Raw genomic sequence first — 22341 nt, forward strand, 5'->3', positions numbered from 1 at the left:
TAGTCGCCGGAGGCGTATGACATCGGCGGCACTGCCTGTCGTTTTAGAGAACGATCCGGCGACGGTGATGTTTAATAACCCCGCGAGACAGGCTGGAACGCAGGCGCTAGAGGGCTTGGGTGGAGGGCGGTTTTCTTCCGTTGACAAATCCTGGCAAGGTTCTCATAGTTTGTTTAACGCAAACGTTTGCGAGATGTTTCGCGGGTACGCCCTGAACGTCTTGAAAGCTCGTATCAGTCGCCCGGGTGGGTGGGCTGCCGAAGTGTTCTTCGGTGCAAGCGTTGCTCCCAATAATCATAAGATCGGAGTGAACCCATGAAGCTGCCATTCGCTGGACGTCTTCTTGCTGTCGCTGTGCTTGCCGCCGCATCCGCTGCTCTGCCTCTCTCTTCTGCATTCGCCGCCGACACCGCCGCCAAACCCAAGGTCGGCCTGGTGATGAAATCCCTTGCCAATGAATTCTTCGTCACCATGCAAGAGGGCGCGAAGGACTACCAGAAGTCCCACGCCGCTGATTTCGACATGATCACCAACGGTATCAAGAACGAAACCGATACCAGCGCGCAGATCGATATCGTCAACCAGATGATCCTCGCCAAAGTGAACGCCATCGTCATCGCACCGGCTGACTCCAAGGCACTGGTCACCGTGCTGAAAAAAGCCTCCGATGCCGGCATCAAGGTCGTCAACATCGATAACCGCCTGGACCCGGGCGTGCTGAAAAGCAAAAACCTCGATATTCCCTTCGTCGGCCCGGACAACCGCAAAGGCTCCAAGCTGGTGGGTGATTACCTGGCCAAGCAACTGGCCGCGGGTGACAAGGTCGGCATCATCGAAGGCGTACCGACCACTACCAACGCGCAGCAGCGCACCGCAGGCTACAAGGATGCGATGGACGCGGCCGGCATGAAGATCGTCTCCACCCAATCGGGCAACTGGGAAATCGACCAGGGCCAGAAGGTCGCCTCTGCGATGCTGAGCGAATACCCCGACCTCAAGGCGCTGTTGGCCGGTAACGACAACATGGCCCTGGGCGCCGTCTCGGCCGTGCGTGCGGCAGGCAAAGCCGGCAAGGTTCTGGTCGTAGGCTACGACAACATCGCCGCGATCAAGCCGATGCTGCAGGACGGCCGTGTCCTGGCGACCGCCGACCAGGCCGCCGCACAGCAGGCCGTGTTCGGTATCCAGAACGCGCTCAAGCTGGTCAAGGGTGAGAAGGTCGACGCTCAAGACGGCGTGATCGAAACCCCGGTCGAACTCGTCCTCAAGAAGTAATCCCGGCTGCACCCAACAGCGTCCGCTCACCCTGAGCGGACGCCTGGAGATTTTCCTATGTCATCTTCCGCCCCGAACGCTGTCCTCTCGGTCAGCGGTATCGGTAAGACTTATGCCCAGCCGGTTCTGTCCGACATCACCTTGACGCTCAATCGCGGGGAAGTGCTGGCGCTGACCGGTGAAAACGGCGCAGGCAAAAGTACCTTGTCGAAGATTATCGGCGGGCTGGTCACACCGACCGCCGGGCACATGCAATTCAACGGTCAGGACTACCGCCCCGGCAGTCGCACCCAGGCCGAAGAGCTGGGCGTGCGGATGGTCATGCAGGAACTCAACCTGCTGCCGACGCTGACCGTGGCCGAAAACCTGTTCCTGGACAACTTGCCCAGCCACTGTGGCTGGATCAGCCGTAAGCAGCTGCGTAGCGCGGCGATCGAAGCGATGGCGCAGGTCGGCCTGGATGCGATCGACCCGGACACCCTGGTCGGCAGCCTGGGTATTGGCCATCAGCAAATGGTCGAGATCGCCCGCAACCTGATCGGCGACTGCCATGTGCTGATTCTCGACGAGCCCACGGCTATGTTGACCGCCCGTGAAGTCGAGATGCTGTTTGAGCAAATCACCCGCCTGCAGGCCCGGGGCGTGGCGATCATTTATATTTCGCACCGGCTCGAAGAGTTGGCCCGTGTCGCCCAACGCATTGCAGTACTGCGTGACGGCAAACTGGTCTGCGTCGAGCCGATGGCCAATTACAACAGCGAGCAACTGGTGACCTTGATGGTCGGCCGCGAGCTGGGCGAGCACATTGACCTGGGGCCCCGTACCATCGGCGGCCCGGCCTTGACGGTGAAAGGGCTGACCCGTGCGGACAAGGTCCGCGACGTCTCCTTTGAAGTGCGTGCCGGCGAGATCTATGGCATCTCCGGCCTGATCGGCGCCGGCCGCACGGAATTGCTGCGCCTGATCTTCGGTGCCGACCTGGCCGACAGCGGCACCATTGCCCTGGGGGCGCCAGCCCAAGTGGTGAGCATTCGCTCGCCGGTCGACGCAGTGGGCCACGGCATCGCCTTGATCACCGAAGACCGCAAGGGCGAAGGTCTGCTGCTGACGCAATCCATCAGCGCGAATATCGCCTTGGGCAACATGCCGGAAATTTCCGGCGGCGGTGTGGTAAATAGTCGCGACGAAACCGCCCTGGCCAAGCGTCAGATCGACGCCATGCGTATCCGCAGTTCCAGTCCGGCGCAGTTGGTGTCCGAATTGTCCGGCGGTAATCAGCAGAAAGTCGTGATTGGCCGCTGGCTGGAGCGCGACTGCTCGGTGATGCTGTTCGATGAGCCGACCCGTGGCATCGACGTGGGGGCCAAGTTCGACATTTACGCCTTGCTCGGCGAGTTGACCCGCCAGGGCAAAGCACTGGTGGTGGTGTCCAGCGACCTGCGCGAGCTGATGTTGATCTGTGACCGCATCGGCGTGCTGTCTGCCGGGCGGTTGATCGAGACCTTCGAGCGCGACCGCTGGACCCAGGATGAATTGCTTGCCGCCGCCTTCGCCGGCTATCAGAAACGTGACGCGCTGCTCAATGACGCAGCGCTTAGGGATGCCCAATGAAAACAACAACTTCCCCCGGTAAAGCGGGCGGCAATTTTTACGGCCTGGGCACCTACCTGGGGCTGGCGGGTGCGTTGCTGGCGATGATTGCGCTGTTTTCGGTGCTCAGCGATCACTTCTTGTCCTACGACACCTTCAGCACCCTGGCCAACCAGATCCCGGACCTGATGGTGCTGGCGGTGGGCATGACCTTCATCCTGATCATCGGCGGTATCGACCTGTCGGTGGGCTCGGTGCTGGCCCTGGCGGCGTCGGCGGTCAGCGTGGCGATTCTCGGCTGGGGTTGGAGCGTGTTGCCGGCCGCCGTGCTCGGCATGGGCTGCGCCGCGCTGGCCGGCACCATCACCGGCTCGATCACCGTGGCCTGGCGGATTCCGTCGTTTATCGTGTCCCTTGGCGTACTGGAAATGGCACGCGGCGTGGCGTACCAGATGACCGGCTCGCGCACGGCTTATATCGGTGACTCCTTTGCCTGGCTGTCCAATCCGATCGCCTTCGGGATTTCGCCTTCGTTCATCATCGCTTTGCTGGTGATCGTCGTCGCCCAACTGGTGTTGACTCGCACGGTATTCGGCCGTTACTTGATCGGTATCGGTACCAATGAAGAAGCCGTGCGTCTGGCTGGGATCAATCCCAAACCTTACAAGATCCTGGTGTTCAGCCTGATGGGCCTGCTGGCGGGTGTTGCGGCGCTGTTCCAGATATCGCGCCTGGAGGCGGCAGACCCGAACGCCGGGTCCGGCCTGGAACTGCAAGTGATCGCGGCCGTGGTGATCGGCGGCACCAGCCTGATGGGCGGGCGCGGCTCGGTGATCAGTACGTTCTTCGGTGTGTTGATTATTTCGGTATTGGCGGCTGGCCTGGCGCAGATCGGTGCCACCGAACCCACCAAGCGCATCATCACCGGGGCCGTGATTGTGATTGCCGTGGTCCTCGATACCTACCGCAGTCAACGCGCCAGTCGGCGGGGCTGAACCATGGCGACGATTAAGGATGTGGCAGCCCTTGCAGGTATTTCCTACACCACCGTGTCGCATGTGGTGAACAAGACGCGCCCGGTCAGCGAGCCGGTGCGCCTCAAGGTGGAAGCGGCGATCAAGCAACTGGACTATGTGCCCAGCGCCGTGGCGCGTTCGCTCAAGGCCAAGACCACCGCCACCATCGGCCTGCTTGTGCCCAACAGCCTCAACCCGTATTTCGCCGAGCTGGCCCGGGGGATCGAGGATTACTGCGAGCGTAATGGCTATTGCGTGATCCTCTGCAACTCCGACGACAACGCCGAAAAGCAACGCAGCTATTTGCGAGTGTTGCTGGAGAAGCGCGTCGATGGCTTGATCGTGACCTCGGTGGGCGGCGACGACAGCGGCCTGGCCGCGGGCTTGAGCGCGGTCCGCACGCCCATGGTGATTGTCGACCGGGCGCTGGACGGTATTGATGTCGACCTGGTGCGTATAGATCACGAGCAGGGCGCCTACCTGGCGACCCGGCATTTACTTGAACTGGGCCATCGGGACATCGCCTGCATCGGCGGCCCTGGCCATACCCGTGTGGCACAAATGCGTCTGGCGGGGTATCACCGCGCTTTGCGCGAGGCGGGTATCGACGTTGCCGCCAATCGCACCCTGGAAAGCGACTTCACCAGCACCGGCGGTTATGCCGCGGCAGTGAAGTTGCTGTCGGAAAACCCGCCGAGCGCGATTTTCGCCAGCAACGACATGATCGGTTTCGGCGTGTTGCGTGCGGCAGCCGAGCGCAACATCCGCGTGCCGAGCGAATTGTCGGTGATCGGCTTCGATGACATCCAAATGGGCCGCTACGTGTACCCGGCGCTGACCACGGTCGGGCAGTCGATCGTGCAATTGGGCGAGACGGCGGCCGAGTTGTTACTGCGACGAATTGCGACCCCCCAACTGCCGATCGATCAACGCATCGTGACGCCGAGTATTGTCTTGCGTGAGTCGACGGCGCCACTTGCCGGTGTGTTCGCCCAATACCGCTGAACCGAATTGATGAGTACTGATGTATGCCAGCAAAAGTAGTGGTAGTAGGCAGCTTGAACATGGACCTGGTCACCCGCGCCTGCCGGTTGCCCCGCGCCGGTGAAACCCTGATCGGCCAATCGTTCTCCACCGTCCCCGGTGGCAAGGGCGCGAACCAGGCCGTCGCATCGGCGCGGCTGGGGGCTGAGGTGGCGATGATCGGCTGCGTCGGCTCTGACGCCTACGGCGTCCAATTGCGCGATGCGTTGCTGGTCGAAGGCATCGATTGCCAGGCTGTGAGCCGTGTCGACGGTTCCAGCGGTGTGGCGTTGATTGTGGTGGACGACAGCAGCCAGAACGCGATCGTGATCGTTGCCGGCAGTAACGGTGAGCTGACGCCCGCTTCGTTGCAGGCGGCCGATGCGGTATTGCAGGCCGCCGACGTAATCGTCTGTCAGCTTGAAGTGCCGCTGGAGACCGTCGGGTATGCGCTCAAGCGCGGGCGTGAACTGGGCAAGACGGTGATCCTCAATCCGGCCCCGGCCAGCGGTCCTTTGCCGGCGCAGTGGTATGCCTCGATCGATTACCTGATCCCCAACGAAAGCGAAGCCACCGCCCTGAGCGGCGTGACGGTGGACTCCCTGGACAGCGCCAAGCTCGCCGCGGCGCAGTTGATCAAGGCCGGCGCCGCTAAAGTGATCATCACCCTCGGCGCTCAGGGCGCGCTGTTCAGCGATGGCAACCGTGTTGAGCACCTGGCAGCGCCCAACGTCAAGGCGGTGGACACCACGGCTGCCGGCGACACGTTCGTCGGCGGTTTTGCCGCAGCGCTGGCCCATGGCAAAAGCGAAGCCGAGGCGATTCGTTTTGGTCAGGTGGCAGCCGCGCTGTCAGTCACCCGCGCCGGCGCGCAACCCTCCATTCCTACGCTGCACGACGTTCAAGGTTTTGTGCCCTCATGAAAAAGACACCGCTGCTCAATATCGCCCTGTCACGCCTGATCGCCTCCCTCGGGCATGGCGACATCCTGGTTATCGGTGATGCGGGCCTGCCCGTGCCGCCGGGCGTCGAGTTGATCGACTTGGCCCTGACCCAGGGCATTCCCGACTTCATCAGCACCTTGCGCATTGTGCTCAGCGAAATGCAGGTGGAAAGCCACGTGCTGGCCGAAGAAATCCTGCTCAAGCAACCGCCGGCGCTCAGCGCGCTCAATGCCCTGACCGACCAGGCGGAGCTCGGCGAGCGGCGTCTGCTCAGTCATGACGCATTCAAGCAACTGAGCCGCAGCGCGCGTGCCATTGTCCGCACGGGCGAGTGCCAGCCTTATTGCAATATCGCACTGGTGTCCGGCGTCACGTTCTAGAGTTCCCCAACGACAAGGAGTGTTTCATGCCGCGTAATCTTCCAACCCTGAGAAATCTGTTCCGGAGTGTTTTGCTTTTGTCCGCACTCACCGCAGTGAGCGCCCAAGCGGCGGAAAAAATCGACCTGATCATCGACACCGACCCAGGTGCCGACGATGTAGTGGCCTTGCTGTTTGCCATGGCCTCCCCGGAGGAGTTGAACATTCGGGCGCTGACCACCGTCGCCGGCAATGTGCGCCTGGACAAGACCTCGCGTAACGCGCGCCTGGCTCGTGAGTGGGCAGGGCGAGAGGACATCCCGGTGTACGCGGGCGCGCCGAAACCGCTGCTGCGCACGCCGATCTACGCCGAAAATATCCATGGCAAGGAAGGCATCTCCGGTGTCGCCGTACATGAGCCGAAAAAGGCCCTGGCCGAAGGCAATGCCGTTGATTACCTGATCAAGACGCTGAGCACCGCCAAGCCGCACAGCATCACCATCGCCATGCTTGGCCCGCAGACCAACCTGGCGTTGGCGCTGACCCAGGCGCCTGAGATCACCCAGGGCATCAAGGAAGTGGTGGTGATGGGCGGCGCGCACTTCAACGGCGGCAATATCACGCCGGTGGCCGAGTTCAACCTGTTCGCCGACCCGGTCGCAGCCGAGATTGTGCTCAAGAGTGGCGTCAAGCTGACCTATCTGCCGTTGGACGTGACCCACAAGGTGCTGACCAGTGAAGCGCGCCTGAAGAAGATCGCCGACATCAACAACAACGCGAGCAAAGTCGTCGGCGATATTCTCAATGAATACGTCAAAGGCGATATGGAGCACTACGGCATTCCTGGCGGCCCGGTGCATGACGCCACAGTCATCGCGTATCTGCTCAAACCTTCGTTGTTCAGCGGGCGTCAGGCCAATATGGTGGTGGACAGCCGCGAAGGGCCGACCTTTGGCCAGACCATCGTCGATTGGTATGACGGCCTGAAGCAGGAAAAGAATGTGTTCTGGGTTGAGAATGGCGACGCCCAGGGCTTTTTCGATCTGTTGACCGAGCGCCTGGCGCGCCTGAAGTAAGGTGATTGCCGGTCGGCGCTCGCCGGCCGGTGCTTAATCGCGCCCGGGGTTGTGTGCGCCCATGTGATCGGCCGGGTATTTCTCGAAAACCTGGCCAATGAACGCTTGCGCGGCCTGGGTGCCCAACTCCTTGACCAACAGGTCGATACCGATGATCGCCAATTCTTCCGGGCTTCCGGGGCTGTAGGAACTCTGCCCTTGGGGCCACTTGGCTTTGATGTCGGCTTGGAGCGTTACGGTGGTCATGGGTGTCTCACGAGCTGGAAGTACGGGGTGATGCGCTAAAACGCGGTTCTTACGTCGGCAGTTAAGCATTTTGTACGGCGTTTGGCACTGCTACTTATGCATGAGGTATTTCGAAATGAGGCAAGCAGTGTGCGACACTGTCAGCCTGTTTTAATGACCGGGGAACACCGCGTGCAGATCGACTTGAACAACCCCGAGAACCTGACACTGGCCGCCGTGCGCCAACTGCTTGCCAGTGCCAGTGACGATGAACACACTCAATTGCGAGTCACCAGGGCAGGTATTGCCTACATCTCCTCCGGCAAGGCCGTCGGCGGCGTCGATATCGATGGGTTGCTGTTTCGCCTGGAAACCTGGGCCAAGGGCTCCGGTTACGTCGGAAACGTGGCCGCCAGCGATGAGGTCTGGGTCACACAGATTTTCAATGCCTTGAAACAGAACTGGCCAAAGCCACCGTTTGACTACATCGACATCTACTGAATTCGTTCATATCTGGTGACGATTGATCGGGCGAATGCCTGCCCTGAGTCAGGCAGACTTGCCAGCAGGCGATTTACGTCTTGAAACCAATCCGCCTGATCGCTGTCGCACGATCTCTGTCCATTTTTTATCATAGGAGGCTTCATGCCTTGGAAGCTCGCATCATTCGGTACTTTGTTGGCGGCACTCGCGTTGGCGGGTTGCAGCACCCCGGGTACCTCTGAGCCAGCCAAAGATGCCGCCGTGACCGATGCCGGTCATAGCCGCTGTGAGGCGAAGGCCGCCGAGTTCACGATCGGCCAGAAAGCCTCGCCCCAGTTGCTGGAGCAAGCGCGTACCCGTGCCGGTGCGCAGAACGCCCGAATTCTCAAGCCTAACGATATGATCACCCTGGAATACCGCTCCGACCGCCTTAACCTCAACACCGACGACAACCTGGTGATCACCCGGGTCAATTGCGGCTGATAGCCACAGGCTTTTGCAGCGCCCATAAAAAACCCCGTCACATGGACGGGGTTTTTTTAGCTCAGCGGAGAATTACTCGCCGCGAACCTGTGCAGCTTGCATACCCTTTTGGCCTTTCTCAGCCACGAAGGAAACGGTTTGGCCTTCTTTCAGGCTTTTGAAACCGTCGCTTTCGATAGCTTTGAAGTGTACGAACAGGTCGTCACCGCCACCTTGAGGAGTGATGAAGCCGAAGCCTTTTTCATCGTTGAACCATTTAACGGTGCCGGTTTGGCGATTAGACATGGTGTATCTCCAAGAAACATATATTTTCAGTAGTGCTGTGCTGCTCAGGCCAACTGGGCACACAGGGCTATCATAGTCGAAATGTTCGGCTTGGGAGCCCCCCCAAGGCACTGTTTGCTAATCAATAGCCCCGGGTTTAGTCCTTCGGTTGGCTGAAAGCCCCGATCTACGGGGCTTTCGCACGAAATATCAGCTGGTAAAAAAAGCCGTAAAAGCTGCGTATTTTGTGCGAAATGGCAGTTTTAAGAGGGCTTTTACCGAAAAACTGCCATCCGAATTGCAGCGATTCTTACTTTTTCTTCACGACTTTGCAGGACGAAATAGCCGAGACTGCTTTGTTTTTAAGCGCCTGGCTCGCGTTCTGGTTGGTCATGAGTTCCTTGATTTCCGCGGTGCTCAATTCAGCATTGATCTTGTCGGCGCCGCATTCGCAGTGATCTTTGGCGGTTTTGATGTCCACGTTCTGGCTGGCGGCTGAGCTGCAGTCTTTGACGAATGCGTCCCTGGCGCCCGCAGGCCAGTTCGAAGGGGCGGCAGCCTGTGCGCCGAGGGAGAGAAGGGTAAGGGATGCTGCAAGCGCGAAGGTCGAGGAAAAACGCATCATTAAATGCTCCTAAAGTCGTGAGGACGAATGGCGATTCTCGGCGGATTTGACGGGGGACGTACAGCTCAAGTTCACTTTTGCCGCTATAAAAGCGGGAATTTGTTATTGGCTGTGGCGCCGTGGGCGCGATGACCGTTCATCTGTGCTAGCATCGTGTGCTTGGCTATTTCCGGGCGCGCCAAATGCCGCCTTGCCATGTTTCTTTTTCGTCCACTCCAGTCACTCTGGTTCGATCACCGGTTGGCCGAAAGGCTCCTGCCGCTGTAAGGCAGGCGTTCATCACTGAACGGCCTGGTATTGGATCTTGTACTGGCTCATCCCAACCCACGTGACCTTTGGTAGGGGTCACCACTAGGAGAGGAGGCGCCATGCCAACTATTACTCTTCCCGATGGCAGTCAACGTTCATTCGATCATTCGGTTTCCGTAGCCGAGGTCGCCGCATCCATTGGTGCCGGCCTGGCCAAGGCCACCGTGGCCGGCAAGGTCGACGGCAAGCTGGTTGACGCCAGCGACCTGATCACCGCCGATGCCAGCCTGCAAATCATCACGCCCAAGGATCAAGAGGGGCTGGAGATCATTCGCCACTCTTGCGCACACCTGATTGGCCACGCGGTCAAGCAGCTGTACCCGACGGCGAAAATGGTGATCGGCCCGGTCATCGACGATGGCTTCTATTATGACATCGCCTACGAGCGTCCTTTTACTCCGGACGATCTGGCCGCGATCGAACAGCGCATGCATGCGCTGATCGAAAAAGATTACGACGTGATCAAGAAAGTCACGCCGCGCGCCGAAGTGATCGACGTGTTCACTGCCCGTGGCGAAGACTACAAGCTGCGCCTGGTGGAAGACATGCCGGACGAACAGGCCATGGGCCTGTACTACCACGAAGAATACGTCGACATGTGCCGTGGCCCGCACGTGCCGAACACGCGTTTCCTCAAATCGTTCAAGTTGACCAAACTGTCCGGTGCCTACTGGCGCGGCGACGCGAAGAACGAGCAACTGCAGCGGATCTACGGCACGGCCTGGGCTGACAAGAAGCAGCTGGCCGCCTACGTCCAGCGCATCGAAGAAGCCGAGAAGCGCGACCACCGCAAGATCGGCAAGCGCCTGAACCTGTTCCACCTCCAGGAAGAAGCGCCGGGCATGGTGTTCTGGCACCCGAACGGCTGGACCCTGTATCAGGTGCTCGAGCAGTACATGCGCAAGGTTCAGCGCGAAAACGGCTACCTGGAGATCAAGACTCCCCAGGTCGTTGACCGCAGCCTGTGGGAGAAATCCGGGCACTGGGCCAACTACGCCGACAACATGTTCACTACCCAGTCGGAAAACCGCGACTACGCCATCAAGCCGATGAACTGCCCTTGCCACGTGCAGGTGTTCAACCAAGGCCTGAAGAGCTACCGCGAGTTGCCGATGCGCCTGGCCGAGTTCGGTGCCTGCCACCGTAACGAGCCGTCGGGTGCGCTGCACGGCATCATGCGCGTGCGCGGCTTCACTCAGGACGACGCCCACATCTTCTGCACCGAAGAGCAGATGCAGGCCGAATCCGCTGCGTTCATCAAGCTGACCATGGACGTTTATCGCGATTTCGGCTTTACCGAAGTCGAAATGAAGCTGTCCACTCGTCCGGAAAAACGCGTCGGTTCCGATGAATTGTGGGATCGCGCCGAAGCCGCACTGGCCGCTGCGCTAGACAGCGCGGGCCTTGCGTATGATCTGCAGCCGGGTGAGGGCGCCTTCTACGGTCCGAAAATCGAGTTTTCGCTGAAAGATTGTCTTGGTCGTGTCTGGCAATGTGGTACTTTGCAGCTCGATTTTAACCTGCCGATCCGTCTGGGAGCCGAATACGTCTCCGAAGACAACAGCCGTAAACACCCGGTTATGCTGCACCGGGCGATCCTCGGCTCGTTCGAACGGTTCGTCGGTATCCTGATCGAGCACTACGAGGGCGCATTCCCCGCGTGGTTGGCTCCGACCCAGGCAGTGATCATGAATATCACTGATAAACAGGCCGATTTTGCTGCTGAAGTTGAAAAAACTCTCAACGAAAGCGGATTTCGTGCCAAGTCCGACTTGAGAAATGAAAAGATCGGCTTTAAAATCCGCGAGCATACTTTGCTCAAGGTTCCCTATCTTTTGGTTATCGGAGATCGGGAAGTCGAGATGCAGACTGTCGCTGTGCGTACTCGTGAAGGTGCTGACCTGGGCTCGATGCCCGTCGCCCAGTTCGCTGAGTTCCTCGCGCAAGCGGTTTCCCGGCGTGGTCGCCCAGATTCGGAGTAATTATTATTAAGCGTGAAATGAGACAAGATAAACGAGCTGCACCGAAAGCCCCGATCAACGAGAATATCTCGGCACGCGAGGTTCGGTTAATTGGCGCTGACGGCGAGCAGATTGGCATCGTCTCGATTGATGAAGCGCTTCGTATCGCTGAAGAGTCCAAACTGGACCTGGTGGAAATTTCCGCCGACGCAGTCCCACCTGTTTGCCGGGTGATGGACTACGGCAAGTCGATCTTCGAAAAGAAGAAGCAGATTGCTGCGGCGAAGAAGAACCAGAAGCAGATTCAAGTAAAAGAAATCAAGTTTCGTCCAGGGACGGAGGAAGGGGATTACCAGGTAAAACTGCGCAACCTGGTACGTTTCCTGAGTGATGGGGACAGGGCCAAGGTATCCTTGCGATTCCGCGGCCGTGAGATGGCCCACCAGGAGCTGGGGATGGAACTCCTCAAGCGGGTTGAAGCTGACCTGCTCGAGTACGGTTCGGTCGAACAGCATCCTAAGATGGAAGGACGCCAACTGATCATGGTCATCGCCCCGAAAAAGAAGAAGTAATCAATAGGGCACGGCAGGCCTTCTGATTATGTTTATCAACTGAATGCGGAGTATCCGAACATGCCAAAGATGAAGACTAAAAGTGGTGCTGCTAAGCGGTTTCTGAAAACTGCTAACGGTATCAAGCACAAGCACGCTTTCAAGAGCCACATCCTGACCAAAATGTCGACCAAGCGTAAGCGTCAACTGCGCGGTAGCAGCTTGCTGCATCCGTCTGACGTGGCAAAAGTCGAGCGCATGCTGCGCCTTCGTTAATTTTTGGATCAAGAATAGAGGAAGTAACTCATGGCTCGTGTAAAGCGTGGCGTCATTGCCCGTAAACGTCACAAAAAAATTCTGAAACTTGCTAAAGGCTACTACGGCGCGCGTTCACGCGTATTCCGTGTTGCCAAGCAAGCGGTAATCAAGGCAGGCCAATACGCCTACCGTGACCGTCGTCAGAAAAAACGTCAGTTCCGCGCTCTGTGGATCGCTCGTATCAACGCTGGTGCTCGTGTTAACGGTCTGTCCTACAGCCGTTTCATCGCTGGCCTGAAAAAAGCGTCCATCGAGATCGACCGTAAGGTTCTGGCTGATCTGGCAGTGAACGAAAAAGCGGCGTTTGCTGCGATTGTCGAGAAAGCTAAAGCCACCTTGGCTTAAGTACCCCCGACAGTCACCCTGGGCTACTCCTGTGGCCCAAGGTGTTAAACGTCATAAATAGGGGAAGAGCCTTCAAGCTCTTCCCCTATTTTGTATCTGGAGTCTGTACATGGAAAACCTGGACGCGCTCGTCGCTCAAGCTCTTGAGGCTGTGCAAAGCGCTGAAGATATCAATGCCCTGGAGCAAATCCGGGTTCACTACCTTGGTAAAAAGGGTGAATTGACTCAGGTGATGAAGACCCTGGGGAATTTGCCGGCTGAAGAGCGTCCGCAAGTCGGTGCGCTGATCAACGTCGCCAAGGAGCGTGTCACAGAGGTTCTCAATGCGCGCAAGGCGTCGCTCGAGGAGGCCGAACTTTCGGCCAAGCTCGCCGCCGAGTCCATTGACGTAACCTTGCCTGGCCGTGGCCAGGCCTCGGGCGGTCTGCATCCGATCACCCGGACTCTGGAACGTATCGAGCAGTTCTTCACCCATATCGGCTACGGCATCGCCGAAGGCCCTGAGGTCGAAGACGACTATCACAACTTCGAGGCGCTCAACATCCCAGGCCATCACCCGGCCCGGTCGATGCACGACACCTTCTACTTCAACGCGAACATGTTGTTGCGCACCCATACCTCGCCGGTACAGGTCCGCACCATGGAAGCGAACAAGCCGCCGATCCGCATCGTCTGCCCAGGCCGTGTGTACCGCAGCGACTCCGATATTACCCACTCGCCGATGTTCCACCAGGTCGAAGGCCTGCTGGTCGATCGCGATATCAATTTCGCCGACCTCAAAGGCACCATCGAAGAGTTCCTGCGGGTGTTCTTCGAGAAAGAGCTGGCGGTGCGTTTCCGTCCATCGTTCTTCCCGTTCACCGAGCCTTCCGCCGAAGTCGACATGGAATGCGTGATGTGCAGCGGTAAAGGCTGCCGCGTCTGCAAGCAGACCGGCTGGCTGGAAGTGATGGGCTGCGGCATGGTTCACCCCAACGTGCTGCGCATGTCCGGGATCGACCCGGAAGAGTTCTCGGGCTTTGCCTTCGGCATGGGCGTTGAGCGTCTGGCCATGCTGCGTTACGGCGTGAACGACTTGCGTCTGTTCTTCGACAACGACTTGCGGTTCCTCGCGCAATTTCGCTAGTCGTAACGAATCTTTAGGAGAGCAGGATGAAATTCAGTGAACAATGGCTGCGTGGCTGGGTAAGCCCGCAGGTAAGCCGTGACGAGCTGGTTGCTCGTCTGTCGATGGCCGGTCTTGAGGTCGATAGCGTTACTCCGGCCGCCGGCGTATTCAGCGGTGTGGTCGTGGGTGAGGTGCTGAGCACCGAGCAGCACCCCGATGCCGACAAATTGCGTGTGTGTCAGGTCAGCAATGGCGCGCAGACGTTCCAGGTCGTGTGCGGAGCGCCTAACGTGCGCCCGGGCCTGAAGATCCCGTTCGCCATGATCGGCGCCGAACTGCCGGGCGACTTCAAGATCAAGAAAGCCAAGCTGCGTGGCGTTGAGTCCAACGGCATGCTGTGCTCCCAGGCGGAACTGCAGGTGGGCGAGGGCAATGATGGCCTGATGGAGCTGCCGGCCGACGCGCCCGTGGGCCAGGACATTCGTGTCTACCTGGAACTGGAAGACGCCAGCATCGAGGTCGACCTGACCCCGAACCGTGGCGACTGCTTGTCCCTGGCGGGCCTGGCACGTGAAGTAGGCGCGCTCTACGACGCGCCCGTCACCCGGCCGGTGGTTGCCGCAGTTGCTGCGGTGCATGATGAAGTGCGCTCGATCGAAGTACTGGCACCCAACGCGTGCCCGCGTTACCTGGGGCGTGTGATCCGCAACGTCGACCTGTCCAAGCCAACGCCGCTGTGGATGGTTGAGCGCCTGCGTCGCGCCGACGTGCGCAGCATCGACGCTGCCGTCGATATCACCAACTATGTGATGATTGAACTCGGCCAGCCGTTGCACGCGTTCGATCTCGCCGAAATCAATGGCGGCATCCGTGTGCGGATGGCGGAAGAAGGCGAGAAGCTGGTTCTGTTCGACGGCCAGGAAGTCAGCCTGCGTGCCGACACCCTGGTGATCGCCGACCATTCCCGCGCCCTGGCGATTGCCGGTGTGATGGGTGGCGAACACAGCGGTGTGTCCGCAACCACGCGTGACATCTTTCTTGAGAGCGCATTCTTCGACCAGATCGCCATCGCCGGCAAGGCTCGTTCCTACGGCCTGCACACCGATGCGTCGCACCGCTACGAGCGTGGCGTGGACTGGAAACTGGCGCGTGAAGCCATGGAGCGCGCCACTGGCCTGCTGCTGGAAATCACCGGTGGCGAAGCGGGCCCGATCACTGAAACCGTCAGCGAACAATACCTGCCGTCGATTGCACCGATCACCCTGCGCGCCAAAAGCGTTGAGCAAATGCTCGGCCTGGTGATCGAGCCAGCGGAAATCGAGCGTCTGCTTTCGGCCCTCGGCCTGGGCATTGCCGCCGGTGAAGCCGGACAGTGGCGCGTTGAGGTGCCAAGCCATCGCTTCGATATCAGTCTCGAAGTCGACCTGATCGAAGAACTGGCCCGTCTCTACGGCTACAACCGTCTGCCGGTTCGCTACCCGCAAGCGCGCCTGGCGCCGCAACCCAAGGCCGAAGCGCGCGCGCACCTGCCTGAGCTGCGCCGTCTGCTGGTTGCCCGTGGCTATCAGGAAGCGGTGACCTACAGCTTCATCGATCCTAAGCAGTTCGAACTGTTCAACCCAGGCGTCGAGCCGCTGTTGTTGGCCAACCCGATCTCCAACGACATGGCTGCCATGCGTTCGTCGTTGTGGCCCGGCCTGGTGAAAGCACTTTCCCACAACCTGAACCGCCAGCAAGACCGCGTGCGTATGTTCGAAAGCGGCCTGCGTTTCGTCGGCCAGCTGGATGGCTTGAAGCAAGAGCCGATGCTTGCCGGTGTTGTTTGCGGTAGCCGCTTGCCGGAAGGCTGGGCCCAAGGCCGTGATGCAGTGGACTTCTTCGACGTTAAAGCGGACGTGGAAGCCGTATTGGGCTTTGCCGGAGCACTGAACGACTTCTCGTTCGTGCCAGGCAGCCACCCAGCGTTGCACCCGGGCCAGACGGCGCGCATCGAGCGCGAAGGTCGACTGGTGGGCTTCGTCGGTGCCCTTCACCCGGAACTGTCGAAAACCCTCGGTCTCGACCGTCCGGTCTTCGTTTTCGAACTGGTCCTGGCCGAAGTCGCTTTGGGCAAGATGCCGAAATTCAGCGAGCTGTCGCGCTTCCCGGAAGTGCGTCGCGACCTGGCGCTGATCGCCGATCGTGAAGTGTCCGCCACGGCCGTTCTGGATGTCATCCGTGAAAATGCAGGCGAATGGCTGACGGACCTCAGGCTATTTGACGTCTATCAGGGTAAAGGCATTGATCCGCATAGAAAAAGCCTTGCAGTTGGCTTGACCTGGCAGCATCCATCGCGCACTCTTAATGACGATGAGGTGAATACCACGACACAAAATATCCTCACCTCGCTCGAACAAAGGTTGAACGCCACGTTAAGGAAGTGACGTATGGGGGCTTTGACGAAAGCTGAGATGGCGGAACGTCTGTACGAAGAGTTGGGTCTGAACAAACGCGAGGCCAAGGAATTGGTCGAGTTGTTCTTTGAAGAAATCAGACACGCTCTGGAAGACAATGAACAGGTCAAATTGTCCGGTTTCGGCAATTTTGACCTGCGAGACAAACGCCAGCGGCCTGGCCGCAATCCAAAAACGGGAGAAGAAATCCCGATCACGGCTCGCCGTGTGGTCACCTTTCGTCCAGGGCAGAAGTTGAAGGCCCGAGTTGAGGCTTATGCTGGAACCAAGTCATAACGACGAGCTACCCGTCATCCCAGGCAAACGCTACTTCACCATCGGTGAAGTCAGCGAGCTTTGTGCGGTAAAACCGCATGTGCTGCGCTATTGGGAGCAGGAGTTTCCTCAACTCAACCCCGTCAAACGCACCGGGAACCGTCGGTATTATCAGCGCCAGGATGTGCTGATGATCCGACAGATCCGTGCATTGCTGTACGACCAGGGGTTCACCATCAGCGGCGCGCGCCAGCGCATGTCCGGTGATGAAGCCAAAGACGACACCACCCAATACAAGCAACTGATCCGCCAAATGATCTCCGAACTCGAAGATGTGCTGGTGGTTCTGAAAAAATGATTCAGGCTTTTAAAATACTTCCACATTTCAAAAGCTTGCGGTATATTCCTGATCGCTTCATTGCGAAGCGAACCCAGTAACACGCCTAGTCGGGGCGTAGCGCAGTCCGGTAGCGCACTAGCATGGGGTGCTAGGGGTCGAGTGTTCGAATCACTCCGTCCCGACCATATTTTTCAATGACTTAGCCCAATCTGAAAAGATTGGGCTTTTTCATGTCTCAAAAATACTCCCACATTTACTCCCACGGATTGTTTGGGTCTCGGTAAATATGCCGCTTGAGCGGCGTTCGACTCTCGTGCCCTTGGGCAGTGGTATTAGTGCAAGAGTTTGAAGGTGCGAAGTCGCTTGTTAAAGTGAAGCGAGCTACTAGCGATGGCTATAGGCAGTGCGGAGCTCACTGTTGCTAGTGAAATGGTCCGGGAATCGCTCAGGCTCCGGTACAGTCGTCGGATATACATGGTGTCATCGGGAGAGGTGCGTGTTGATGGGGGCTATGAAGTTCCTGATGATGAAAGCACCAATTATGCCCTATGCCCTCCCATCGGGCCGGTGCGCGATTTCGGCGGTTTGGTCATAGGTGGGGTCGTCAGCTTGCTGCGGAGGCAGCGTGATGGACTGAATGAAGAGTTCGGAAAGATAGCCGATGGTCTGTCTTATTTCTGAAAGCGGTAGAGGTTTGCTCACCGGATCCGCATTGAGGTCTGCATGTCTGGCTGTAGGGCCTGAGGAAATGTTGTTGCAGGTTTGTTTTAGACGAGAAAGTTTGTTGTTGGATATGGCCCGGGGCAACTCTGGGGCGACTGACTGAATGAGTTCGTAAATTTTATACAACCCTTCGTAGGACTCTGCATTTGGTTGTCCCCAGTAATCCAGCAAGGTGGCCAATATCGAGAGCTTGACCGCACTGATCCTGGAGAAATCAATCGATGCGGGCTCCGTCGGACCAAATCCGCTGAGCTTGGTGACTTTAAGAGCCACTCGCAGTGGAATGGCCAGAGACCTGTTGTTTTGCGCGTCGTATTCGACGTGGTGAGTCATTTCGATCAGGCCGGGATGTCCGGCGCTGACAGCAATACCGTTCATTCTGACAATTGCCTGAATGGCCATATCGAGTTGCTTTTCGAAATCTTCTTCGTGTTGTTCGTCGGGTAAGAATACCTCCCACTCGAGGTGCTCAGTCGACAGGCTCAATGACCACCAAGGCGTGATCTGAGGCAGGCACTCTAAGGAGGAGCGTGGCCCTTTGACGAGAAACGCCCAATTGCATATCTTCATGCGACACATACCTACTTGAGCTTAAGAGCTCACTGAAAAGGTTAAGAGTTTTCGACGTTGGGCTAATTTACCAGCGAATACCCGTATCGGGGCATAGGCTGGAGATGTCTACGATGCTGGGGGCAGTCCATTGAGCTCGCAAGGTGTCTAGAGAGTCCGAGGCGATTCAGTCCAGTTGTCGTATCTGGGGCGGGCCGACAGTCAGCTCACACTCAATGGTCATCGGATCGAGTTTGACGAAATCAACCTGCGTCTCGCGGCTTTGCTGGGGCCGGTGGAGGTGTTCACGGTCATGGCCCATCCGCCGTGTGCTGTTGCGCACCATCAGGGAGTGATTCAGTGCCTATCGGGCCGGTTGTTTAAGGACGCGTCATGACTCAACGGTTACTTCAACTTGATCAAGTGTCGTACAACCTGCCCGACGGGCGCGTTCTGTTCGATCAATTGACCCACACCTTCAGTACCAGGGCCACGGGCATCGTGGGCGCCAATGGCTGTGGCAAGTCGTTGCTTGGCCGACTCCTGACGGGGGAGCAACTGCCCACCAGCGGCATCGTTCGTCGCGAAGGGCAGGTTTACGCCGTGGCGCAGTTACTGGAGCCCGAGCGTTATCCTAGCGTTGCTGCACTGGCCGGTGTTGACCATATTCTGGCAACGCTGGATCGCATTGCCTTGGGCTGCGTTGACGATGACGACCATTCGCTAGCGGTTGACCAATGGGATTGCGCCACACGCCTTCAGGCGGAGCTGGAGAAGATCGGTCTGGGCCGTTTGAATGCAGACTCCCGTACCGACGCCCTCAGTGGAGGCGAGCGGCAGCGTGTGGCGCTGCTGGGGGCGTGGTTGTCTCGGGCCGACTGGCTCATTCTGGATGAACCCAGCAACCACCTAGATATCGATCAGCAACACAAGCTTGCGCAGCAGATTGATCGCTGGCCCAACGGCCTGGTGTTGATCAGCCACGACCGCGGACTTCTGGAGCACGTGAACGAAATTGTCGAGCTTTCGCCCATGGGGCTGTCGGTTTATGGCGGTAACTACAGTCAGTATGCTGCGGCACGCGAGCAGGAGCAGCAGTCGTTCCAGTCGGCATTGCAGGGGGAGCGGGCGCAGGCCAAGCGTGAGCAACGTGAGATGGTCGTGCAGATGGAGCGTCAGCAACGGCGCAATGCCCGCGGTGACCGCCAGGCCCGTGACGGCAATCAGACCAAGCTGATCACCAACGCCCAGAAAGAGCGAAGTGAAAACAGTCAGGGAAAATTGCGCCTCAATCAACTGGTAGCCCGGGAACAGCAGCAGCAACGGATTGCTGAGGCCCGTGCGCGGTGTGCGCCGGACGTTCAACGAATGATGTTGTCCCCGGAAAGCGTAGTGCCCAATGGCAAGTTGATTGTGCAACTCAACGACGTGATTCTCCCGTTCGGTTACGCGGCACCGATCAATCTGACGCTGACCGGGCCTATGCGCATGGCGATCTTGGGCGCCAACGGCAGCGGCAAATCGACCTTGTTGCGAGTGATCGCCGGCCAACTGCCGGTACACGAAGGCGAAGTCATCCGCAGTTGCCATGTTGGCTGGCTGGATCAACACGCCGGATTGCAGTACCCCGAACGCACGGCAGTGCAATGGCTCTACGGGAGTAATCCGGAGTTGCCCGAGGCCGAGGCGCGGACCCGCCTGGCTCAAATGGGAATTGATGCGAATCGTGCGATGCTCAAGACCTGCCAGCTAAGCGGTGGCGAACGGCTGAAAATAGCCTTGGCTACGCAGCTGTATGCACAACGCCCTCCGCAATTGCTGTTGCTGGACGAGCCGGATAACCATCTGGATCTGCCCAGCAGAATCGCGCTGGAGCAGATGCTGATTCAGTACCAAGGGGCATTGATCGTGGTGTCCCACGACGAAGTTTTCTTACAGGGTATTCGTCTGGACAGCGAATTTCATCTCAAAAGCTAGGGATGCTCCGATCAACTTGCCGCGTTGCGGCGGCAAGTCGAAACTTTCCCGACACTCATCGCTATCAGCCGAAACGGCCCGATATATATCGTGTTTTGCGGGCGCTTTCGCCCATACCCATCAGTCTTTTTCGAGCCTTCCACAGGTTTGACAGAGCGAACAGTGTAGTCAACTGAGCTGTGTTTTTCACCAGACCGCGAAAGCGCACTTTCACGTCACCAAATTGCCGCTTTATCACCCGAAATGGATGCTCAACCTTGGCTCGTGTCTGAGCTTTGCAGTACTCAATCTTGCGCTTGGCTTTGTAAAGCACACTGAGTTTATTCAACTTGGAATAGGTGCTGCGGCGCGCCGCGATTTGCCAGATCACCTCACGACTTTCATGTTCTTCACGCTTCTCGATACCGGTGTATCCAGCGTCCGCGTACACCGCATTTTCTTCGCCATGCAACAGCTCGGCCACCGTGTAAGCAGCCAGATCCCATCGGAAGTCGTATTTGGCCTTTGGATCATCGGCGATTCAGTTTACTGGGCGCATGGCGATTCCTCGCCCGTCGTTCACCAGTCGGCTGATAGGTGAGTTGTGGTCATCAAATGAGCGGGGCCAGGCAAGTCAAAAGTTATGAGGCGGAGGGGCCGACAATGAGGCGTCTCGATCAATTCCTCGTCCTCGAATCAAGCGGGGGCGCTCACCGAGCCTGGGTATCTCTTGCGCAAGACGCAACGCGACGTTGCGTCCTGACCATATTCTCTCAAGATGCAGTGCCGCCTATGTTGTTGACCTGGAAAACATCAATGCGCGTGACCTTTTCTGAAGAGTCACCGCTGTCGAACCTCAGGAGTCTATGGCATGGGCGTTTCTACAAGAGATACAGCAGCGACGATACAAAAAGCGTCGATGACAAAGGGGCTCGTGCTTCTGTTTGCTTTTTGTTGCGGTGCCATCGTGGCCAACATCTATTACGCTCAACCGATTATCAGCTTGATCGCCCCGGATATCGGCATGTCGAGTGGAAGCGCGAGTTTCATCGTTTCGCTGACTCAGATTGGTTATGCGCTCGGATTGTTTTTCCTGGTGCCCTTGGCGGATCTGGTAGAAAACCGTCGGCTGATGATCGCGACAATTGTGATTACGATCTTCAGCCTGGTAGCCGCCGGTTTGTCCAAGCAGCCGAGTGTATTTCTAGTGGTGTCGGCACTCATCGGTTTCAGCTCAGTCTCCGTGCAGATGCTTATCCCGTTGGCGGCACATCTGACACCGGAAGAATCTCGCGGTCGGGTAGTTGGCGGGATTATGGGTGGCTTGCTGCTAGGGATTCTGCTTGCGCGGCCGCTGTCGAGTCTGGTTGCCGATCATTTGGGCTGGCGGGCGGTGTTTATCGGGGCCGCCGCCTTGATGCTCGTTATCTCCATCGTGATTGGCATGACCATGCCTAAATGGCAACCGACCCATCGCGCGTCGTATGGTCAATTGCTGATGTCCCTGGGACAACTGTTTTGTCGCGAGCCCGTGCTGCGTCAGCGCGCGCTTTATCAAGGGCTGATGTTTGCGGCGTTCAGTTTGTTCTGGACCGCTGTGCCGTTGATATTGAGTCGTGAGTTCGGCCTCACGCAAAGTCAGATTGCGATTTTCTCTCTGGTCGGCGCCATCGGTGCAATTGCCGCACCTATCAGTGGTCGACTCGCTGATGCAGGGCATACTCGACGAGCGTCGCAGTTGGCCATGGTGCTGGGTATATTGAGTTTCCTACCGGCCTTCATCAATCCCTTCTACGGTGTGATTGGGTTAGCGGTCACCGGTGTAGCGCTGGATTTTGCAGTGCAAATGAACATGGTGTTGGGTCAGCGAGCCGTCTACGCCTTGGGCATTGCTAACAGAGGCCGTCTGAATGCGTTGTACATGATCAGTATCTTTATCGGTGGTGCAATCGGTTCTTCGGTGGCCAGTTCGCTTTATGAACATGCCGGCTGGTTGGCGATTGCTGCGGTGGGAAGCGGATTGTCACTGGTCGCTTTGGTCGTCTTCTCGGTGGTTTCTCGTCGGACCCGAACTGGCGCAATGCTCAAGATGAACAACGGGTGAGTCAAG

Annotated in this window: 23 protein-coding genes, 1 tRNA gene and 1 pseudogene; 20 read left to right on the forward strand and 5 right to left on the reverse strand. The window is 58.2% G+C overall.

Features of this window, described 5'->3' with window-relative positions:
• The first annotated feature begins 315 nt into the window (after nt 1-315).
• Genes ACVWZP_RS00320 through ACVWZP_RS00350 form a run of 7 tightly spaced genes read left to right on the forward strand, consistent with a single transcriptional unit; the run spans nt 316 to nt 7283 of the window.
• Nucleotides 316-1275, forward strand: coding sequence for a sugar ABC transporter substrate-binding protein (locus ACVWZP_RS00320; RefSeq protein WP_026140120.1), 960 nt, complete (start codon nt 316-318; stop codon nt 1273-1275).
• Nucleotides 1276-1332: 57 nt separating this feature from the next.
• On the forward strand, nt 1333-2886 hold the full coding sequence (locus ACVWZP_RS00325) for a sugar ABC transporter ATP-binding protein (protein ID WP_128192428.1): 1554 nt from the start codon (nt 1333-1335) through the stop codon (nt 2884-2886).
• Nucleotides 2883-3860, forward strand: coding sequence for an ABC transporter permease (locus ACVWZP_RS00330; protein ID WP_046382649.1), 978 nt, complete (start codon nt 2883-2885; stop codon nt 3858-3860). Before ACVWZP_RS00325 ends, ACVWZP_RS00330 begins: the two co-directional genes overlap by 4 nt.
• 3 nt (nt 3861-3863) lie before the next feature.
• Nucleotides 3864-4886 carry a LacI family DNA-binding transcriptional regulator gene (locus ACVWZP_RS00335; RefSeq protein WP_046486747.1) on the forward strand — a complete coding sequence of 341 codons (1023 nt, stop codon included), beginning with the start codon at nt 3864-3866 and terminating at the stop codon, nt 4884-4886.
• A 23-nt stretch (nt 4887-4909) separates the two neighbouring features.
• Complete coding sequence (rbsK, locus tag ACVWZP_RS00340) at nt 4910-5827, forward strand: ribokinase (protein WP_457369267.1); 918 nt, start codon at nt 4910-4912, stop codon at nt 5825-5827.
• Nucleotides 5824-6228 carry a D-ribose pyranase gene (gene rbsD / locus ACVWZP_RS00345; RefSeq protein ID WP_457369268.1) on the forward strand — a complete coding sequence of 135 codons (405 nt, stop codon included), beginning with the start codon at nt 5824-5826 and terminating at the stop codon, nt 6226-6228. Before rbsK ends, rbsD begins: the two co-directional genes overlap by 4 nt.
• A 26-nt stretch (nt 6229-6254) precedes the next feature.
• Nucleotides 6255-7283 (forward strand): nucleoside hydrolase, encoded by a 1029-nt coding sequence (locus ACVWZP_RS00350; RefSeq protein WP_046382653.1) that lies wholly within the window; start codon nt 6255-6257, stop codon nt 7281-7283.
• A gap of 33 nt (nt 7284-7316) precedes the next feature.
• Here ACVWZP_RS00350 and ACVWZP_RS00355 read toward each other — a convergent pair whose 3' ends face one another.
• Nucleotides 7317-7529, reverse strand: a complete 213-nt coding sequence (locus tag ACVWZP_RS00355; RefSeq protein WP_017847671.1) for a hypothetical protein — start codon at nt 7527-7529, stop codon at nt 7317-7319.
• A 171-nt stretch (nt 7530-7700) separates the two neighbouring features.
• On the opposite strand from ACVWZP_RS00355, the gene ACVWZP_RS00360 reads away from it, so the two are divergent.
• Both ACVWZP_RS00360 and ACVWZP_RS00365 read left to right on the forward strand, forming a co-directional pair.
• Nucleotides 7701-8009, forward strand: coding sequence for a hypothetical protein (locus ACVWZP_RS00360; RefSeq protein WP_026140116.1), 309 nt, complete (start codon nt 7701-7703; stop codon nt 8007-8009).
• Between the two features lie 144 nt (nt 8010-8153).
• The gene (locus ACVWZP_RS00365; RefSeq protein WP_017847669.1) at nt 8154-8474 is read left to right on the forward strand and encodes an I78 family peptidase inhibitor; all 321 of its coding nucleotides are present in this window, start codon (nt 8154-8156) and stop codon (nt 8472-8474) included.
• Between the two features lie 72 nt (nt 8475-8546).
• Here ACVWZP_RS00365 and ACVWZP_RS00370 read toward each other — a convergent pair whose 3' ends face one another.
• Entirely contained in the window at nt 8547-8759 is a 213-nt protein-coding gene (locus ACVWZP_RS00370) for a cold-shock protein (protein ID WP_003234260.1), read from the reverse strand.
• Between the two features lie 289 nt (nt 8760-9048).
• Complete coding sequence (locus ACVWZP_RS00375) at nt 9049-9363, reverse strand: hypothetical protein (protein ID WP_082107723.1); 315 nt, start codon at nt 9361-9363, stop codon at nt 9049-9051.
• Between the two features lie 368 nt (nt 9364-9731).
• Here ACVWZP_RS00375 and thrS point away from each other — a divergent pair, with 368 nt between their 5' ends.
• The 9 genes from thrS to ACVWZP_RS00420 all read left to right on the forward strand — a co-directional run bounded on the left by thrS (nt 9732) and on the right by ACVWZP_RS00420 (nt 17188).
• Nucleotides 9732-11654 carry a threonine--tRNA ligase gene (thrS, locus tag ACVWZP_RS00380; RefSeq protein WP_017847667.1) on the forward strand — a complete coding sequence of 641 codons (1923 nt, stop codon included), beginning with the start codon at nt 9732-9734 and terminating at the stop codon, nt 11652-11654.
• The gene (infC, locus tag ACVWZP_RS00385) at nt 11654-12205 is read left to right on the forward strand and encodes a translation initiation factor IF-3 (RefSeq protein WP_169850653.1); all 552 of its coding nucleotides are present in this window, start codon (nt 11654-11656) and stop codon (nt 12203-12205) included. The genes thrS and infC overlap by 1 nt, the downstream gene beginning before the upstream one ends.
• A gap of 60 nt (nt 12206-12265) precedes the next feature.
• Nucleotides 12266-12460: a 50S ribosomal protein L35 gene (gene rpmI / locus ACVWZP_RS00390; RefSeq protein WP_002553160.1), complete on the forward strand. Its 195-nt coding sequence runs from the start codon at nt 12266-12268 to the stop codon at nt 12458-12460.
• Nucleotides 12461-12490: 30 nt separating this feature from the next.
• Nucleotides 12491-12847: a 50S ribosomal protein L20 gene (gene rplT, locus ACVWZP_RS00395; RefSeq protein ID WP_002553161.1), complete on the forward strand. Its 357-nt coding sequence runs from the start codon at nt 12491-12493 to the stop codon at nt 12845-12847.
• Nucleotides 12848-12956: 109 nt separating this feature from the next.
• A complete protein-coding gene (gene pheS, locus ACVWZP_RS00400) occupies nt 12957-13973 on the forward strand; it encodes a phenylalanine--tRNA ligase subunit alpha (protein WP_017847666.1) in 1017 nt (338 codons plus the stop codon).
• Nucleotides 13974-13999: 26 nt separating this feature from the next.
• Nucleotides 14000-16378, forward strand: a complete 2379-nt coding sequence (gene pheT / locus ACVWZP_RS00405) for a phenylalanine--tRNA ligase subunit beta (protein ID WP_457369269.1) — start codon at nt 14000-14002, stop codon at nt 16376-16378.
• A 3-nt stretch (nt 16379-16381) separates the two neighbouring features.
• Complete coding sequence (gene ihfA / locus ACVWZP_RS00410) at nt 16382-16684, forward strand: integration host factor subunit alpha (protein ID WP_002553164.1); 303 nt, start codon at nt 16382-16384, stop codon at nt 16682-16684.
• Nucleotides 16665-17021 (forward strand): MerR family transcriptional regulator, encoded by a 357-nt coding sequence (locus tag ACVWZP_RS00415; protein ID WP_003174972.1) that lies wholly within the window; start codon nt 16665-16667, stop codon nt 17019-17021. The genes ihfA and ACVWZP_RS00415 overlap by 20 nt, the downstream gene beginning before the upstream one ends.
• A 90-nt stretch (nt 17022-17111) precedes the next feature.
• A tRNA-Pro gene (locus ACVWZP_RS00420) sits at nt 17112-17188 on the forward strand.
• A gap of 361 nt (nt 17189-17549) precedes the next feature.
• Here ACVWZP_RS00420 and ACVWZP_RS00425 read toward each other — a convergent pair.
• Nucleotides 17550-18296, reverse strand: coding sequence for a hypothetical protein (locus ACVWZP_RS00425; RefSeq protein ID WP_017847608.1), 747 nt, complete (start codon nt 18294-18296; stop codon nt 17550-17552).
• Nucleotides 18297-18668: 372 nt separating this feature from the next.
• Here ACVWZP_RS00425 and ACVWZP_RS00430 point away from each other — a divergent pair, with 372 nt between their 5' ends.
• Complete coding sequence (locus ACVWZP_RS00430) at nt 18669-20252, forward strand: ABC-F family ATP-binding cassette domain-containing protein (RefSeq protein WP_457369270.1); 1584 nt, start codon at nt 18669-18671, stop codon at nt 20250-20252.
• A gap of 64 nt (nt 20253-20316) precedes the next feature.
• Here ACVWZP_RS00430 and ACVWZP_RS00435 read toward each other — a convergent pair.
• Nucleotides 20317-20715: pseudogene (locus ACVWZP_RS00435) on the reverse strand (transposase); the annotation flags it as partial.
• A 387-nt stretch (nt 20716-21102) separates the two neighbouring features.
• Here ACVWZP_RS00435 and ACVWZP_RS00440 point away from each other — a divergent pair.
• Nucleotides 21103-22335: an MFS transporter gene (locus ACVWZP_RS00440; protein ID WP_057005734.1), complete on the forward strand. Its 1233-nt coding sequence runs from the start codon at nt 21103-21105 to the stop codon at nt 22333-22335.
• Nucleotides 22336-22341: the final 6 nt, after the last annotated feature.

The sequence above is a fragment of the Pseudomonas sp. TE36184 genome (genome assembly GCF_054060055.1).

Coding starts and splice junctions, on each gene's coding strand:
- ihfA (WP_002553164.1), top strand. CDS start 16,382: ATGGGGGCTTTGACGAAAGCTGAGATGGCGGAACGTCTGTACGAAGAG.
- rbsD (WP_457369268.1), top strand. CDS start 5,824: ATGAAAAAGACACCGCTGCTCAATATCGCCCTGTCACGCCTGATCGCC.
- thrS (WP_017847667.1), top strand. CDS start 9,732: ATGCCAACTATTACTCTTCCCGATGGCAGTCAACGTTCATTCGATCAT.
- ACVWZP_RS00425 (WP_017847608.1), bottom strand. CDS start 18,296: ATGAAGATATGCAATTGGGCGTTTCTCGTCAAAGGGCCACGCTCCTCC.
- ACVWZP_RS00325 (WP_128192428.1), top strand. CDS start 1,333: ATGTCATCTTCCGCCCCGAACGCTGTCCTCTCGGTCAGCGGTATCGGT.
- rplT (WP_002553161.1), top strand. CDS start 12,491: ATGGCTCGTGTAAAGCGTGGCGTCATTGCCCGTAAACGTCACAAAAAA.
- rpmI (WP_002553160.1), top strand. CDS start 12,266: ATGCCAAAGATGAAGACTAAAAGTGGTGCTGCTAAGCGGTTTCTGAAA.
- ACVWZP_RS00430 (WP_457369270.1), top strand. CDS start 18,669: ATGACTCAACGGTTACTTCAACTTGATCAAGTGTCGTACAACCTGCCC.
- pheT (WP_457369269.1), top strand. CDS start 14,000: ATGAAATTCAGTGAACAATGGCTGCGTGGCTGGGTAAGCCCGCAGGTA.
- ACVWZP_RS00415 (WP_003174972.1), top strand. CDS start 16,665: ATGCTGGAACCAAGTCATAACGACGAGCTACCCGTCATCCCAGGCAAA.
- pheS (WP_017847666.1), top strand. CDS start 12,957: ATGGAAAACCTGGACGCGCTCGTCGCTCAAGCTCTTGAGGCTGTGCAA.
- ACVWZP_RS00320 (WP_026140120.1), top strand. CDS start 316: ATGAAGCTGCCATTCGCTGGACGTCTTCTTGCTGTCGCTGTGCTTGCC.
- ACVWZP_RS00330 (WP_046382649.1), top strand. CDS start 2,883: ATGAAAACAACAACTTCCCCCGGTAAAGCGGGCGGCAATTTTTACGGC.
- ACVWZP_RS00350 (WP_046382653.1), top strand. CDS start 6,255: ATGCCGCGTAATCTTCCAACCCTGAGAAATCTGTTCCGGAGTGTTTTG.
- ACVWZP_RS00375 (WP_082107723.1), bottom strand. CDS start 9,363: ATGATGCGTTTTTCCTCGACCTTCGCGCTTGCAGCATCCCTTACCCTT.
- rbsK (WP_457369267.1), top strand. CDS start 4,910: ATGCCAGCAAAAGTAGTGGTAGTAGGCAGCTTGAACATGGACCTGGTC.
- ACVWZP_RS00440 (WP_057005734.1), top strand. CDS start 21,103: ATGGGCGTTTCTACAAGAGATACAGCAGCGACGATACAAAAAGCGTCG.
- ACVWZP_RS00365 (WP_017847669.1), top strand. CDS start 8,154: ATGCCTTGGAAGCTCGCATCATTCGGTACTTTGTTGGCGGCACTCGCG.
- ACVWZP_RS00355 (WP_017847671.1), bottom strand. CDS start 7,529: ATGACCACCGTAACGCTCCAAGCCGACATCAAAGCCAAGTGGCCCCAA.
- ACVWZP_RS00335 (WP_046486747.1), top strand. CDS start 3,864: ATGGCGACGATTAAGGATGTGGCAGCCCTTGCAGGTATTTCCTACACC.
- ACVWZP_RS00370 (WP_003234260.1), bottom strand. CDS start 8,759: ATGTCTAATCGCCAAACCGGCACCGTTAAATGGTTCAACGATGAAAAA.